The organism is Rhodanobacter sp. UC4438_H5 (assembly GCF_052978405.1).
On record NZ_CM129672.1, the window covers coordinates 1,855,971 to 1,870,996 of the forward strand.

13 protein-coding genes and 1 tRNA gene are annotated in these 15,026 nt (G+C 66.4%); 1 reads left to right on the top strand and 13 read right to left on the bottom strand.

Features of this window, described 5'->3' with window-relative positions:
• Positions 1-2: 2 nt before the first annotated feature.
• Positions 3-962 carry a prolyl aminopeptidase gene (gene pip / locus ACVCL9_RS08830; protein WP_447098388.1) on the bottom strand — a complete coding sequence of 320 codons (960 nt, stop codon included), beginning with the start codon at positions 960-962 and terminating at the stop codon, positions 3-5.
• 62 nt (positions 963-1,024) lie between these two features.
• Positions 1,025-2,416 carry an FAD-binding oxidoreductase gene (locus tag ACVCL9_RS08835; RefSeq protein ID WP_447098387.1) on the bottom strand — a complete coding sequence of 464 codons (1,392 nt, stop codon included), beginning with the start codon at positions 2,414-2,416 and terminating at the stop codon, positions 1,025-1,027.
• A gap of 119 nt (positions 2,417-2,535) precedes the next feature.
• Between ACVCL9_RS08835 and serA the strand changes: the two genes are divergently transcribed.
• Positions 2,536-3,768, top strand: a complete 1,233-nt coding sequence (serA, locus tag ACVCL9_RS08840; RefSeq protein WP_447098386.1) for a phosphoglycerate dehydrogenase — start codon at positions 2,536-2,538, stop codon at positions 3,766-3,768.
• Positions 3,769-3,910: 142 nt separating this feature from the next.
• Here serA and ACVCL9_RS08845 read toward each other — a convergent pair.
• From ACVCL9_RS08845 to glnD, 11 genes are all read right to left on the bottom strand, one after another.
• Positions 3,911-3,987 (bottom strand) — tRNA-Pro (locus ACVCL9_RS08845).
• A gap of 53 nt (positions 3,988-4,040) precedes the next feature.
• Positions 4,041-4,397 carry a MerR family transcriptional regulator gene (locus ACVCL9_RS08850; protein ID WP_077513841.1) on the bottom strand — a complete coding sequence of 119 codons (357 nt, stop codon included), beginning with the start codon at positions 4,395-4,397 and terminating at the stop codon, positions 4,041-4,043.
• Entirely contained in the window at positions 4,378-4,677 is a 300-nt protein-coding gene (gene ihfA / locus ACVCL9_RS08855; protein WP_395119720.1) for an integration host factor subunit alpha, read from the bottom strand. The genes ACVCL9_RS08850 and ihfA overlap by 20 nt, the downstream gene beginning before the upstream one ends.
• Before the next feature lies 1 nt (position 4,678).
• Positions 4,679-7,111: a phenylalanine--tRNA ligase subunit beta gene (pheT, locus tag ACVCL9_RS08860; protein WP_447099438.1), complete on the bottom strand. Its 2,433-nt coding sequence runs from the start codon at positions 7,109-7,111 to the stop codon at positions 4,679-4,681.
• 104 nt (positions 7,112-7,215) lie between these two features.
• Positions 7,216-8,211, bottom strand: coding sequence for a phenylalanine--tRNA ligase subunit alpha (pheS, locus tag ACVCL9_RS08865; RefSeq protein ID WP_447098385.1), 996 nt, complete (start codon positions 8,209-8,211; stop codon positions 7,216-7,218).
• Between the two features lie 97 nt (positions 8,212-8,308).
• A complete protein-coding gene (rplT, locus tag ACVCL9_RS08870; RefSeq protein WP_136257363.1) occupies positions 8,309-8,668 on the bottom strand; it encodes a 50S ribosomal protein L20 in 360 nt (119 codons plus the stop codon).
• A gap of 11 nt (positions 8,669-8,679) precedes the next feature.
• Complete coding sequence (gene rpmI, locus ACVCL9_RS08875) at positions 8,680-8,877, bottom strand: 50S ribosomal protein L35 (protein ID WP_395119723.1); 198 nt, start codon at positions 8,875-8,877, stop codon at positions 8,680-8,682.
• A 297-nt stretch (positions 8,878-9,174) separates the two neighbouring features.
• Positions 9,175-9,699 (bottom strand): translation initiation factor IF-3, encoded by a 525-nt coding sequence (infC, locus tag ACVCL9_RS08880; protein ID WP_395121221.1) that lies wholly within the window; start codon positions 9,697-9,699, stop codon positions 9,175-9,177.
• Positions 9,700-9,743: 44 nt separating this feature from the next.
• A complete protein-coding gene (thrS, locus tag ACVCL9_RS08885) occupies positions 9,744-11,645 on the bottom strand; it encodes a threonine--tRNA ligase (RefSeq protein ID WP_447098384.1) in 1,902 nt (633 codons plus the stop codon).
• Positions 11,646-11,840: 195 nt separating this feature from the next.
• A complete protein-coding gene (locus ACVCL9_RS08890) occupies positions 11,841-12,290 on the bottom strand; it encodes a CopD family protein (RefSeq protein ID WP_395119725.1) in 450 nt (149 codons plus the stop codon).
• A gap of 61 nt (positions 12,291-12,351) precedes the next feature.
• A complete protein-coding gene (gene glnD, locus ACVCL9_RS08895) occupies positions 12,352-14,985 on the bottom strand; it encodes a [protein-PII] uridylyltransferase (RefSeq protein ID WP_447098383.1) in 2,634 nt (877 codons plus the stop codon).
• Positions 14,986-15,026: the final 41 nt, after the last annotated feature.

Below are 15,026 nucleotides of genomic sequence, written 5' to 3' on the forward strand. Positions count from 1 at the left end.
GCTCAGCGACCGAAGCGGTCGGTGGCTTCCAGCAACTGGTGCAGGATGCCCGGCTCGAACGCCGAATGGCCGGCGTCCTGCACGATGTGCAGGTCGGCTTCGGGCCAGGCACGGTGCAGATCCCATGCGCTGCGCAATGGGCACACCACGTCGTAGCGGCCCTGCACGATCACCGCCGGAATATGGCGGATGCGATCCACGTTGCGCAGCAACTGGTCGTCGTGTTCGAAGAAGCCGCCGTTGACGAAGTAATGGCATTCGATGCGGGCAAAGGCCAGCGCGAAGTCGTCCGCGGCACTCGATTCGATGTGCGACTTGTCCTGCCACAGGAAGCTGGTGGCGCCTTCCCATACCGACCAGGCGCGCGCGGCCGCGCTGCGCACCGCCGCGTTGTCGCTGGTCAGGCGGCGGTGGTAGGCGCTCATCAGGTCACCGCGTTCCACCTCGGGGATTGCAGCCAGATAGGTTTCCCATGCGTCCGGATACAGCGCGTCGCAACCCTTCTGGTAGAACCACTCCAGCTCTTCCCGGCGCAGCATGAAGATGCCGCGCAGCACCAGCTCGGTCACCTTGTCCGGATGGGTCTGCGCGTATGCCAGCGCCAGGGTCGAACCCCACGAACCGCCAAACACCTGCCAGCGGTCGATGCCCAGGTGCTCGCGCACGCGCTCGATGTCGGCGACCAGGTCCCAGGTGGTGTTGTCGGCGAGTTCGGCATGCGGGGTCGACTGGCCGCAGCCACGCTGGTCGAACAGCACGATGCGATAGACCGCCGGATCGAAGAAGCGCCGGCATTTCGGATTCGTGCCGCCGCCCGGGCCACCGTGCAGGAACACCACCGGCTTGCCGTGCGGATTGCCGCTCTGCTCGTAGTACAGCGTGTGCAGCGGCGACACCGGCAACATGCCGCGGTCGAACGGCTCGATCTCGGGATACAGCGAACGCAGCGGCGACGACGGCATGACGGCTCCTTCGAATCCACAGACAAGCCGCCAAGGCTAGCACGGGCATGGTTTGCAGGCCCTCAATCGCCAGCAAACAGCTTGCCGGGATTGAGGATGCCGCGTGGGTCGAACACCTTGCGCACGCCGCGCATCAGGGCGATCTCCGCCGCGCTGCGCGTGCTGTCCAGGTAGGCCCGCTTGACCAGGCCGATGCCGTGTTCCGCCGAGATGCTGCCGCCATGGCGCTGCAGGGTATCCGCCAGCAGATGGGTGACGTGTTCGCACTGCTCGATGAACGCGGCCTCGGCCAGGTCATCCGGCCGCAGCACGTTGATGTGCAGGTTGCCGTCGCCGATGTGACCGAACCAGACCACCTCGGCTTGCGGATACTCGCGCGCCAGCAACGCCTGCATGTCGTGCAGAAAGGCGGGAACCGCGCCGACCCGAACCGAGATGTCGTTCTTGTACGGCCGCCGCGGCGCCAGACTCTCGGTGATGCCTTCGCGCAGGCGCCACAGCGCGGCTGCCTGCGCTTCGCTCTGCGCGATCACGCCGTCGCTGACCCAGCCCTGTTCCAGTGCCAGCTCGAATGCAGCCAACGCTGCTTCCTGCTGCCGCTCGTCCGCAGCATCGAACTCGGTGACCACGTAGTACGGATAATCGCCGTCGATGGCGCGCTGCGCGCCGTGTGCCAGCACGTGGCGCAAGGCGTGATCGGTGAAGAACTCGAACGCCTGCAGCACCAGCCGCGCGCGGAACAGCGCGAACACCTGCATCAGCGCGTCCATGTCCGGCAACGCCAGCAGCATCACCTGCGAGGGTAGCGGCGGATCGGTGAGCTTCAGCGTCGCCTCCACCACGATGCCCAGCGTGCCTTCCGAGCCGACCAGCAACTGGCGAAAATCGTAGCCGCTGGAGTTCTTCACCAGGCCGCGGTTGAGATCGAGCAGCTCCCCGTTGCCGGCCACCACCTTCAACCCGGCGATCCACTCGCGCGTGTTGCCGTAACGGATCACCCGGATGCCGCCGGCGTTGGTGGCTATGTTGCCGCCGATCGAACACGAGCCGCGCGCCGCGAAATCGACCGGATAGATCAGGCCATGCTGGCGTGCCGCGTCATGGACGTGCTGCAGGATCATCCCCGCCTGCACGGTGAGGGTGCGATCGACTGCATCGAAGCCGAGCACGCGCTGCATCCGCTCCAGGCTGAGCACCAGCTCGCCGTTCGCCGCCACCGCGCCGCCGGACAGGCCCGTACGCCCGCCCGATGGCACGATCGCCACCGCCTGCTCGTTGGCCCAGCGCACGATCGCCTGCACTTCTTCCACCGACGTCGGCAAGGCGATTGCCAGCGGCGCCGGCGTCCAGCGGCGGGTCCAGTCGCGACCGTAGTGTTCGAGGTCGGCCGCGGCCGTCAGCAGGCGCAGTTCGGGCAGTCGGCGGGACAGGTCGGCGAGGCGGTCATCGGACATGCGGCGGCTCCGGGGGCATCCACACAGACTGCCAGTCGCGCCGGAGCGCGTCCAGTGTTGCAGTGCGGCAATTCCTCGCCTACTCTGGACCGACCGCCGCCACCGGACACGCCACGAAGATGCAGACCTCCTATCCGCGCCAGGACATCAAGGTATTGCTGCTGGAGGGGGTCAGCGCCAGCGCGGTGGAGGTATTCCATCGGGCCGGCTACAGCCAGGTCGAGTTGCACGCCAAGTCGCTGCCTGAGGACGAACTCAAGGCGCGCATCGGCGAAGCCCACATCATCGGCATCCGTTCGCGCACGCAGCTCACCGCCGAAGTGCTGGCGCAGGCCAAGCGGCTGATTGCCGTGGGCTGCTTCTGCATCGGCACCAACCAGGTGAACCTGGGCGCCGCCCGCCTGGCGGGCATACCGGTGTTCAACGCGCCCTACTCCAACACCCGCAGTGTGGCCGAGCTGGTGATCGCCGAGGCGATCATGCTGCTGCGCGGCATTCCGCAGAAGAATGCGCAATGCCACCGCGGCGGCTGGGCCAAATCCGCCAGCGGCAGTTACGAGACCCGCGACAAGGTGCTGGGCATCGTCGGTTACGGCCACATCGGCACCCAGGTCGGCGTGCTGGCCGAGAGCCTGGGCATGCGGGTGATCTTCCACGACATCGAAACCAAGCTGGCGCTCGGCAACGCCCGCGCGGTGTCCAGTCTGGACGAACTGCTGGAACGCGCCGACGTGGTCACCCTGCACGTGCCCGAGACCCCGGCCACGCAGCTGATGATCCGCGCCGAACAGCTGGCGAAGATGCACGCCGGCGCCATGCTGATCAACGCCTCGCGCGGCAGCGTGGTCGACATCGATGCGCTGGCCGTGGCACTGCGCGAGAAGCGGCTGGCCGGCGCGGCGATCGACGTGTTCCCGCTCGAACCCAAAGGCAACGACGACGCCTTCGTCTCGCCGCTGGCGGGCATGGACAACGTGATCCTGACTCCGCACATCGGCGGCAGCACGCTGGAAGCGCAGGACAACATCGGCATCGAGGTGGCCAGCAAGCTGGTGCGCTACAGCGACAACGGCTCCACCCTGTCGGCGGTGAACTTCCCCGAGGTCACCCTGCCCGAACACCCGCACAGCCGCCGCCTGCTGCACATCCACCGCAACGTGCCCGGCACGCTGTCGCGCATCAACGAACTGTTCTCCGCCGGCAACCTCAACATCGACGCGCAGTTCCTGCAGACCGACAGCGAAGTCGGCTACGTGGTGATCGACGTCAGCGCCGACGAGGCCCAGGCGAATGCGTTGAAGGCGCAGATGGCGACGATTCCGGGGACGTTGCGCGCCCGGGTGTTGTATTGAGGCTGGGAATAGGGAATGGGGAATAGGGAATCGGAAAAGCAGTTGCCGGACCGCGGCTCTGGCTCCTCCATTCCCTATTCCCCATTCCCTATTCCCGACATGAAAAAGGCGCCCAGTGGGCGCCTTTTTCATGTCAAACCATTGGTCGGGGCGGCCGGATTCGAACCGACGACCCTCTGCCCCCCAGGCAGATGCGCTACCAGGCTGCGCTACGCCCCGACGAAACGGCGATTCTAGCAGCTTGTGGTGCGCTGCCGGAAGCGTGATGTCGCTCAGCGGCGCAGCAACGTCAGCACTTCCTCCAGCTCCATCCGCACCTGGCGCACGATCTGGTGCGACATGCTCGATTCCAGCCGTGCCTGCGGGCCTTCAAGGCGCGCGCGCGCACCGGTGATGGTGAAACCCTCGTCGTACAGCAGCGAACGGATCTGACGGATCATCAGCACGTCGTGGCGCTGGTAGTAGCGGCGGTTGCCGCGGCGCTTGACCGGGTTGAGGGCCGGAAACTCCTGCTCCCAGTAACGCAGCACGTGGGGCTTCACACCGCACAGCTCGCCCACTTCACCGATGGTGAAGTAGCGCTTGGCCGGGATGGCCGGCAGTTCGGTGTTATTCCCTTGATCCAGCATAGCTTTCGACTCTCACCTTGAGTTTCTGCCCCGGTCGGAAGGTCACCACCCGCCGCGCGGAGATCGGGATCTCCTCGCCGGTCTTGGGGTTGCGCCCCGGCCGCTGGTTTTTCATGCGCAGGTCGAAATTGCCGAACCCGGACAGCTTCACCTGCTCGCCGTTCTCCAGCGCACCACGCACCACCTCGAAGTAGGCATCCACGAATTCCTTGGCCTCACGCTTGTTGAGGCCCACGTCGAGGAAAAGCCGCTCGGCCATTTCCGCCTTGGTCAGCGCCATCTCATCCTCGCAGTTTCCCCTGGCATGTCTGCTCCAACGCGTTCACCGCTTCGCGTACCCAGTGATCCGCGTCGTCGTCTGTAAGGGTGCGTGAAGCGTCCTGCAAAATCAAGCCCATAGCGAGACTCTTTCGGCCTGCTTCGACGCCTTTGCCGCTGTAGCGGTCGAACAGCCGCAGCTCCCGCAACCGCGCGCCCAGCGTGCCGCGAACGGTGTGCTCGATCCGTGACCAGCTGACGCTTTCCGGCAAATCCATCGCGATATCGCGGCGCACCGCAGGAAATCGCGGGATCGCGGTCGCCCGGGGCAGGCGGCGGGCCAGCAGCGGCTCCAGCGCCACCTCCAGCACATGCACGTCGGGGCCAAGATCGAGCTCCCGCGCCAGCCGGGGGTGCAGGGCGCCGAGATAGCCGACCGTCTCGCCGTCGCGCGCGACCCGGGCGCCGCGGCCCGGATGCAGCCAGGACGGCAGCTCATCGGCATGGATCGACCAGCGCTCCGGCTCGCCGCCCCAGGCGATCAGCGTATCCAGGTCGCCCCTGAGATCGTGGAAATCGAGCAGGCGCGACGGCTCGCCCCATTGCTCGGCGCGCGCGTTGCCGCTGGCCACGACGGCCAGGCTGGGGGTTTCCACCGGTGGTTCGCCGGCCTGCGGATGCGTCAGGCCGTGGATGCCCGGCTCCTCGCACCCGGCCGCGCCTTGCCGGAACACCCGCGCCACTTCGAACAGGCGCACGCGACCCTGCTGGCGTGCGCGGTTGTGCCGCAACGCCTCGACCAGGCCCGGCAGCAGCGAGGGGCGCATCACCGCCAGGTCGGCCGACAGCGGATTGGCCAGCGGCACCAGTTGTTCGTTGAAGCCCCAGCGGGAGAGCAACTCGGCCGCCACGAACGACAGGTTGACGGCTTCGTGGTAACCCCGTGCCGCCAATTGCTCGCGCAGCGCCAGCTCGTTGATGCGCGCTTCGGGCTCGATCGCCAGCACCAGCGCGCCGGACGGCGAATGGGTGGGAATCTTGTCGTAGCCGAAGATGCGCGCGACTTCCTCGATCAGGTCTTCTTCGCGCTCGATGTCGAAGCGGCTGCTCGGCGCGGTGACCCGCCAGCCATCGCCGATCGTTTCCACCCGCATGCCCAGCGCGGTGAAGATGCGTGCCACCTCGGCGTCGGCCACGTCCACCCCGAGCACGCGTTTCAGGCGTGCTCGGCGCAAGGTCACCGGCACCGGCTGCGGCAGGTCGGCGGCGTTCTCGGCCACCAGCACCGGGCCGGCCTGCCCGCCGGCGATCGCCAGCAGCAGTTCGCTGGCGCGCTCCAGCGCGCGACGCGGCAAGCCCGGATCGACGCCGCGTTCGAAGCGGTGCGAGGCGTCGGTGTGCAAGCCCAGCTTGCGCGCGCGGCCCATGATCGCGGCCGGGGCGAAGTGCGCGGACTCCAGGAACACGTTGCGCGTGGCGTCGGTGACGCGCGAGTCGTGACCGCCCATCACGCCGGCCACCGCCAGCGCTTTCTTCTCATCGGCGATCAGCACGAAGCCGTCATCCAGCTTTGCTTCGCTGCCATCGAGCAGCTTCAGTGTCTCGCCGGCGCGCGCATGGCGCACCACGATGTCGCCGTCCAGCGTGTCGTTGTCGAACGCGTGCAGCGGCTGGCCCAGTTCCAGCATCACGTAATTGGTGACGTCGACCACCGCGTTGATCGGGCGCAGGCCGGCTCGGCGCAGGCGCTCGGCCAGCCACAACGGCGTTTTTGCCGCCAGGTCGATGCCTTCGATGATGCGCCCGAGATAGCGCGGCGCATCCTTGCCCGCCTCCAGGCGGATGCCGCGGCGCGCTTCGCTGCTCACGGGCACCTCTGCCTGCGCGACGGTCTTCACGTGACTGCCGAACAGCGCAGCCACGTCATGCGCCAGGCCGACCAGGCCGAGGCAATCGGGGCGATTCGGGGTGAGCTTCAGTTCGAAGCTGGCATCGGGCAGGCCGAGGTAGGCAGCCAGCGGCTGGCCCACCGGCGCATCCAGCGGCAGTTCCAGCAGGCCGGAGGCATCGGCATCGATGCCCAATTCCTTCGCCGAGCAAAGCATGCCGAACGACTCGACGCCGCGCAGCTTGGCCGCCTTGATCGAAACATCGCCGGGCAACTGCGCACCAACGCTGGCCAGCGGCACCTTGATGCCCACCCGCGCGTTCGGCGCACCGCAGACGATCTGCAGCGGCTCGCCCTGCCCTGCATCGACCTTGCACACCTGCAGCCGGTCGGCCTGCGGATGCTTTTCGGCTGCGACGATTTCGGCCACCACCACGCCGGCCAGGCCCTCGCCCAGTGGCGTGAGCTCTTCCACCTCCAGCCCGGCCATGGTCAGCGCATGCGCCAATGCCGCACGGTCAGCCTTGACCTCGACCAGTTCACGCAACCAGTTTTCGGAGAATTTCATGGATTGAAGTCCGGGAATAGGGAGTAGGGAATAGGGAATAGAGAATGGGAAAAGCACGAGCACGCGGCTCCAACTATTCCCCATTCCCTATTCCCGATTCACTCTCAGGCAAACTGCCTGAGAAACCGCAGATCGTTCTCGAAGAACGCACGCAGGTCGGAGACGCCGTAGCGCAGCATGGCGAAGCGCTCCACACCGAGGCCGAAGGCGAAGCCGGTGTAGCGCTCCGGATCGATGCCGCAGTTCTTCAGCACGTTCGGATGCACCATGCCGCAGCCGAGCACCTCCAGCCAGCGGCTCTGGCCATCCTCGGTCTCCCAGCGGATGTCGACCTCGGCCGAAGGCTCGGTAAAGGGGAAATAGCTGGGGCGGAAACGCATCTCGAAATCGCGTTCGAAGAACGCGCGGATGAACTCGGCCAGGGTGCCCTTGAGGTCGGCGAAACTGGAAGTCTCGTCAACCAGCAGGCCTTCGATCTGATGGAACATCGGCGAGTGAGTCTGGTCCGAATCGCTGCGGTAGACCTTGCCCGGCGCGATGATGCGGATCGGCGGCTGGCGACCGGCCATCGTGCGGATCTGCACCGGCGAGGTATGCGTGCGCAGCAGACGGCCGTCGCCGAAGTAGAAGGTGTCGTGCATCGCGCGCGCCGGATGGTGCGGCGGGAAGTTCAACGCCTCGAAGTTGTGCCAGTCGTCCTCGATCTCGGGGCCGTCGGCGCGCTGATAGCCGAGCCGCGCGAAAATCGACGCGATGCGTTCCAGCGCGCGGGTGATCGGGTGAATGCCGCCGCGCTCGCCATCGCGGCCGGGCAGCGAAATGTCGATCGCCTCGGAGGCAAGCCGATGGTCGAGCTCGGCCTGTTCCAGCACGGCCTTGCGTGTCGCCAGTGCGTCGACGAGGCACTCCTTGACACGGTTCACTTCGGCACCGCGCGCCTTGCGCTGCTCGGGCGCCAGGGTGCCCAGGGTCTTCAGCGCGGCGGTCACGATGCCGCTCTTGCCCAGCAGGCCCACGCGCAGGGACTCCAGCGTATCCAGCGTCTCGGCCTGTTCGATGCCAGCCAGCGCCTGCGCGGCCTGGCGTTCCAGATCATCCATCGGTGCGGTCCCGGTTCGGACGTGCAAAAACGAAAACGGGGAGGAGGCGTGTGGCCTCCTCCCCGCTTGATTCACATTCTATCGTCGCAAGCGACGATCAAGCAGCCAGGGCGGCCTTCGCCTTGTCAGCGATGGCCCCAAACGCCTTGATGTCATGCACGGCGATATCAGCCAGGACCTTGCGGTCGACGGTGATGCCGGCCTTGCTCAGCCCATTGATCAGACGGCTGTAGGACAGCCCGAACATGCGCGCGGCAGCGTTGATGCGCACGATCCACAGTGCACGGAACTGGCGCTTGCGCTGCTTGCGGCCGATATAGGCGTACTGACCAGCCTTGATGACGGCCTGGTTGGCGACGCGGAAGACCTTGCGGCGGGCGTTGTAGTAGCCCTTGGCGCGGCCGATGATGGTCTTGTGACGACGACGAGCGGTGACGCCACGCTTTACACGAGCCATGGTCTATCTCCTCACAAGTACGGCAGCATGCGAGCCACGCCCGGCGCGTCGCACGCCTTGAGGTGGTTCGGGGCACGGAGACCACGCTTCAGCTTGGTCGACTTCTTGGTCAGGATGTGCGACTTGTATGCGTGGCCGCACTTGATCTTGCCGGATGCGGTCTTGCGAAAACGCTTCGCAGCCGCCCGGTTGGTCTTGATCTTGGGCATGGAATGCTCCTTGAGTGGGAATGATCCCGTTTCTGACTGATCTGGCGGCAACCGCGGGCTGCTCTTTCCGTCCTGCCATGACCGGTGCACGACCCTTCCGGCGGGTCGAACCCGTAATCATACGGGTTCAAAAGGTCAAACGCCAGCACGAAGTGCCGACGCGTGCGTCCTCTCCCCTCCGGAGAGGATTGGGGAGAGGGTACGGGGCTTGCCCGCTACCCAATTGAGGGCGGCCGCTCCGGGAGACACGGCAAAAGGAGCATTGCCCGCGAGCGAACTCCCGCAAACGCGAACAGCCTATTTCTTCTTGGGCCCGATCATCATGACCATCTGGCGCCCTTCGAGCCGGGGGTACGACTCGACCTGGCCGTTGTCGCCGACGTCTTCCTGGATCTTGCGGGCCAGGTTCTGGCCGAGATCCTGGTGCGACATCTCGCGGCCGCGGAAGCGGATGGTGACCTTGACCTTGTCGCCCTCTTCCAGGAAGCGAAGCATGTTGCGCAGCTTGATCTGGTAGTCGCCCACGTCCGTGACCGGACGGAACTTCACTTCCTTGATCTCGACCTGCTTCTGCTTCTTCTTGGCGGCCTGGGCTTTCTTCTGGGCTTCGAACTTGAACTTGCCGTAATCCATGATGCGGCATACGGGCGGATCGCCATTGGGCTGGATCTCGACCAGATCCATGCCGGCTTCCTGCGCCAGCGCCAGCGCTTCGTCACGGGTCAGGATGCCGAGTTGCTCGGAATCTGCGCCAATGACACGCACCCGCGGCACGCGGATTTCCAGGTTGCGACGATTGCCCTTGTTGTCGGTGGTTGCGATACCACGATCCTCCAGAAGAAGTAATGAAACAGACCGTTCGGCGTTCAACGCCGGGTTTCGGTCTCCAGTCGCCCGATGAAATCGGCCAGCGGCATGCTGCCCAGATCCTCGCCGGAACGGGTACGGACAGAAACCGCCCCCGTCTCTTTCTCGCGGTCGCCGACCACGAGCAGATAAGGCACTTTCTGCATCGTATGTTCGCGGATTTTATAGCCGACTTTCTCGTTGCGCAAATCCGATTGTACCCGGAAACCTTTGTCGACAAGGGCTTGCGTGACCTCGCGAACGTAACCGGCCTGCGCATCGGTGATGCTGAACACCATCGCCTGGACCGGCGCCAGCCAAGTCGGCAGCAGGCCGGCATGGTGCTCGATCAGGATGCCGATGAAACGCTCCATGGACCCCACGATGGCCCGGTGCAGCATCACCGGATGCTGCTTCTGGGAGTGCTCGTCCACGTATTCGGCGCCCAGCCGCTCGGGCATCATGAAATCCACCTGCATGGTGCCGACCTGCCAGTCGCGGCCGATCGAATCGCGCATGTGGTACTCGATCTTGGGGCCGTAGAAGGCGCCCTCGCCCGGCAGCTCGGTCCAGGTTACCCCGGCAGCCGCCAAGGCACCCCGCAGCGCGGCCTCGGCCCGATCCCATACCTCGTCGTCGCCGATGCGCTGGTCCGGACGCAGCGCCAGAGCCACCTCGATCTTGTCGAAACCGAAATCGGCGTAGACCTGCATCGCCTGCCGGTGGAAGGCGGTGACCTCCGGCTCGACCTGCCCGGGCGTGCAGAAGATGTGGCCGTCGTCCTGGGTGAACGCGCGCACGCGCATGATGCCGTGCAGCGCGCCGGACGGCTCGTTGCGATGGCAGCCGCCGAACTCGCCATAGCGCAGCGGCAGGTCGCGGTAGCTGCGCAGGCCCTCATTGAAGATCTGCACGTGGCCAGGGCAGTTCATCGGGCGCAGCGCGAAGGTGTGCTTCTCCGACTCGGTGAAGAACATGTTCTCCTTGTAATTGTCCCAGTGCCCCGACTTTTTCCACAACGACACGTCCAGCACCATCGGGCAACGCACCTCCTGGTAACCGCTGCTGCGGTACACGCCGCGCATGTACTGCTCGACCTGCTGCCAGATCGCCCAGCCGTTCGGGTGCCAGAACACCATGCCGGGGCTCTCTTCCTGCTGGTGGAACAGGTCCAGCTGCTTGCCGATCTTGCGATGGTCGCGCTTCTCGGCCTCTTCCAGCTGGAACAGGTAGGCCTTCAGGTCCTTGTCGTTGAGCCAGGCGGTACCGTAGATGCGGCTGAGCATCGCGTTGTTCGAGTCGCCGCGCCAGTAAGCGCCAGCCACCTTCATCAGCTTGAACGAATGCAGCTTGCCGGTGTTCGGCACGTGCGGCCCCCGGCACAGGTCGGTGAATTCGCCCTGCGAATACAGCGACAGATCCTGGTCGGCCGGGATGCCCTCGATGATCTCGGCCTTGTAGTTCTCGCCCAGGCCGCGGAAGAACGCCACCGCCTCGTCGCGTGATTTCACGCTGCGCGTGACCGGCAATTGCTCGGCCACGATCTTGTGCATCTCCGCCTCGATCTTCGGCAGATCCTCGGGCGTGAACGGGCGTTCGTAGGCGAAGTCGTAGTAGAAGCCGTTGTCGATCACCGGGCCGATGGTGACCTGCGCGCCGGGAAACAGCCGCTGCACGGCCTGGCCCATCAGGTGCGCGGTGGAGTGGCGCAGGATCTCCAGCGCCTCCGGGCTCTTCTCGGTGACGATCTGCAGGCTGGCATCGTGTTCGATCGGGAAGCTGGCGTCGACCAGCTTGCCGTCGACCTTGCCGGCCAGCGTGGCCTTGGCCAGGCCGGCGCCGATCGAAGCGGCCACGTCCTGCACGGTGACGGGGTGTTCGAACGGCTTCTTGCTGCCGTCGGGGAGCGTAATCTCGATCATCGCGAAAGCTTCTCTTGAAAAGCAAAAAAGGGCTTGACGCCCTTTCTTTGACAAACGAAGGCGTGGTGGCGGTCAGTCGTGGCAGCACGTAGTCGTCATGTCGCACACTCGGCCGGCGCAAGCGCGGGCCACCTTGGTCTCGTGGATGGTGCCGAAATCCTAGTCTAGCCCAGATCGTGCGCGTCGCGGAGAGCCTCAGAACGGCTTGGCCAGCACCAGCCAGATCACGCCCAGCAGCAACAGCACCGGCAGCTCGTTGAGCCAGCGCAACGTGCGCGCCGAGGGCAACGCAAGGCCCTTTGCGCTGCGCTTGAGCAATCGCCCGGCCCAGGTGAAGTAGACCAGCAACAACGCGACGAGGGTCAGTTTGGCGTCGATCCAGTGCGTGCCGGAGGCCACGTTCGGCAGGCTCTGCGGGAATACCCGCCAACCCTGCCACAGCACCAGGCCGAACAGGAACGCGATGCCGAACATGTTGTGGCCGAACTTGTACAGTCGACGCCCCATCAGCTGCAGCCGCGCCTGCACCGCCGGCTCGTTCGCCGCTTCGGCCATGTTCACCAGGATGCGCGGCAGGTAGAACACCGTGGCCATCCAGGCGATCACGAACAGCAGGTGTAACGATTTGATCAACAGATAGGTCATGACGAATGGGCGTGGCCGCTGCCTCGCGCAGCGGCGGGCATGATAGCGCGAGCCGCCGGCTTCACTCGCGCGCGGGACCGATCCGCGCCAGCAACGCCTGCAGCAGGCGCTGCTGGTGCTGCGCATCGAGCGGCGCGTTGGCGCGATCGGTCAGCAGGAAGAAGTCCTCCACCCGCTCGCCGAAGGTGGCGATGCGTGCGTCGTGCACGCGTACGTCCTCGCTCAGCATCACCTGCGCCACCGCCGCCAGCAGACCGGGCCGGTCGGTCCCCGCCAACGCCAACTGGGTGCGGCCGCCGGCGGCATGGAAGCTGATCTTCGGCGTCACCTGGAAATGCTTCTGATGGCGCGACATGCTGCGCTTGCTCGGCTGCACGCCCACCGCTTGCGCGAGTGCGCGCTGCAGGCGCTGCTGCAACTCTTCGGCACGCGCGGGACTGGCCGGTTGCTGGCTGTCGGCTTCGAGCAACAGGAAGGTATCCAGCGCCATGCCGGTGGGCGAGCTGAGGATGCGCGACTCCATCACCGAAAAGCGCAGCCGATCCAGCATCGCCGTCACGGTGGCGAACAGGCCGTCCCGATCGGGCGTGTAGACGAACAGCTCGGTGCTGCCGCGTACCGACAACGGTTCCACCGCGACCAGCGGCACCGCACCCTGCGCGCGCAGGATCGCCGCGGTCTGCCACGCGATCTGCTCGGGCCGATGGCGCAGGAAGCTGAGTTGCGGAAAATCCCCCCAGACCTGCCGCACCCGGGCTTCGTCGAAGCCATCCTCCTGCAGCCGCGCCAGCGCCTGCGCGCTGCATTCGCGCACGCGCACGCTGGCGTCGCGCGGCAACTCGACGTCGCTGCGCAGGGCATGGCGGGTGCTGGTGCAGAGATCGGCCAGCAGGCGATCCTTCCAGCTGTTCCACAGGCGCGGGCTGGTGCCGATGATGTCGGCAATGGTCAGCAAGTAGAGCTGGCCGAGCTGCTCCCGCTCGCCCACCGTCTCGGCGAAACGGTGCACCACCTCGGGATCGGTGATGTCCTGGCGTTGCGCCGTGGTGCTCATCAGCAGGTGATGGCGCACCAGCCAGGCGACCCGTTCGACGTCGCCGGAGGGGAGGCCCAGCCGCGTGCAGAAATCCCGCGCATCCTGTTCGCCCAGCACCGAATGGTCGCCGCCGCGACCCTTGGCGATGTCGTGGAACAACGCCGCCAGCAGCAGCACCTCGGGCTTGGGCAGCATGGCCCAGATCTCGCAGCCAAGCGGGAACTCGCCCCGTGCCGCCGGCTCGGCGAAGCGCGCCATGTTGCGCAACACGCGCAAGGTGTGTTCGTCGACCGTGTAGACATGGAACAGGTCGTACTGCATGCGCCCGAACACCTTGCCGAACGCCGGCAGGATCGCCGCCAGCAGGCCGTGCCGGTTCATCCGCCACAACGCCTCCACCGCCGGCGCACCGCGCCGCAACAGGCGCAGGAACGCGGCCAGCACCTCCTCGTCCCGGGCCAGCGCCGCGCCATGGGCGTCGGTCGCCTGATGGATGCGGCGCATGGTGTCGGCACTGAAGCCCAGCACGCCGGACTGCTCCAGCCGGGCGATGAAAATCTCCACCAGCGCCGCGGGCCGGCGCATGAACAATTCCGGATCGCGCGCGGCCAGGCGCGCGCCGTAGCGCACGAAATCGTCGCCCACCGGCTGCTCCGCCGCGGGAGGCTCCAGCATCTCCTCGAAGCGCTCGGCCACCTGCACGCCGAGCCGCTCGACCTGGCTGGCTGCGCGGTAGTAGCCCTGCATGAACTGTTCGACGCCGAGGTTCTTCTCGTGCTCGTCCTGGAATCCCAGGCGTGCGGCCAGCGCCTGCTGATAATCGAACAGCAGCCGCTCCTCGGCCCGTCCCGCTTCCAGATGCAGGGCATAGCGGTAACGGCGCAGCGTCGATTCGGCTTGTTCCAGCTGGGCTTGCTCGGCCGGATCGAGCAGCCCCTCGGCGACCATCCCCGACAACCCGTCCGCGTGCGCCAGGCGTCGCCCCATCCAGCGCAGCGAGTCGAGCGTACGCAGGCCGCCGGGCCCGTCCTTGAGGTTCGGTTCGAGGTTGTAGGCAGTGTCGTCGTAACGGGCGTGCCGCGCGTTGCGCTCGGCCAGCCGGGCGGCGAGGTATTCGCGCGGCGGCCACAACGCCGGGTCGTCAACGATGCCCCGCAGTTGCGCATCGAAGGCCGGATCGCCGGCCAGCCGTCGCGCGTCGAGCAGGCTGGTGAATACGCTGGCGTCCTGCGCGGCCAGCGCCCGGCATTGCGCTGGTTCGCGCACGGCGTGGCCCACTTTCAGGCCGATGTCCCACAAGGTAGCGAAGAACTGCTCCAGTGCCCGCAGGCGCGCAGGCTCGGGTGCCGCCGCCAGCGCCAGCAGGTCCACATCCGAGTACGGAAACAGCAGGCCGCGGCCAAAGCCGCCAATCGCGAACAGCGCCGCGCCGGCTACCTCACCGAGGCAGGCTGCCCACACATGCGCAACCACCCGCGCCACCGACTCGCCGCGCCGCCGCGCCAACGCACTGGCATCCATGCCGTCGCGAAACGCCGTAGCCAACCCGCGATCCACATCCTCCAGCAACTGCCGCAACGCCCGCCGCGCCTCGGCCGAAACGCCGGAGCGCGGCACTGCCACGGGCAGGCGCGGCAAGGGAGGGAGCGCTGAATTCATTGGAGCGAGAAGTGAGTGGAGAGGAGTGCGGAATGAGAGAA

Excerpts from the sequence above, each read along its gene's own strand:
- pip (WP_447098388.1), bottom strand. The coding sequence starts at position 962 with ATGCCGTCGTCGCCGCTGCGTTCGCTGTATCCCGAGATCGAGCCGTTC.
- ACVCL9_RS08835 (WP_447098387.1), bottom strand. The coding sequence starts at position 2,416 with ATGTCCGATGACCGCCTCGCCGACCTGTCCCGCCGACTGCCCGAACTG.
- rplT (WP_136257363.1), bottom strand. The coding sequence starts at position 8,668 with ATGGCTCGTGTAAAGCGTGGCGTCACCGCTCGTCGTCGTCACAAGACC.
- pheT (WP_447099438.1), bottom strand. The coding sequence starts at position 7,111 with ATGAAATTCTCCGAAAACTGGTTGCGTGAACTGGTCGAGGTCAAGGCT.
- ACVCL9_RS08890 (WP_395119725.1), bottom strand. The coding sequence starts at position 12,290 with ATGACCTATCTGTTGATCAAATCGTTACACCTGCTGTTCGTGATCGCC.
- glnD (WP_447098383.1), bottom strand. The coding sequence starts at position 14,985 with ATGAATTCAGCGCTCCCTCCCTTGCCGCGCCTGCCCGTGGCAGTGCCG.
- pheS (WP_447098385.1), bottom strand. The coding sequence starts at position 8,211 with ATGGATGATCTGGAACGCCAGGCCGCGCAGGCGCTGGCTGGCATCGAA.
- thrS (WP_447098384.1), bottom strand. The coding sequence starts at position 11,645 with ATGATCGAGATTACGCTCCCCGACGGCAGCAAGAAGCCGTTCGAACAC.
- serA (WP_447098386.1), top strand. The coding sequence starts at position 2,536 with ATGCAGACCTCCTATCCGCGCCAGGACATCAAGGTATTGCTGCTGGAG.
- ACVCL9_RS08850 (WP_077513841.1), bottom strand. The coding sequence starts at position 4,397 with ATGCTGGATCAAGGGAATAACACCGAACTGCCGGCCATCCCGGCCAAG.
- rpmI (WP_395119723.1), bottom strand. The coding sequence starts at position 8,877 with ATGCCCAAGATCAAGACCAACCGGGCGGCTGCGAAGCGTTTTCGCAAG.
- ihfA (WP_395119720.1), bottom strand. The coding sequence starts at position 4,677 with ATGGCGCTGACCAAGGCGGAAATGGCCGAGCGGCTTTTCCTCGACGTG.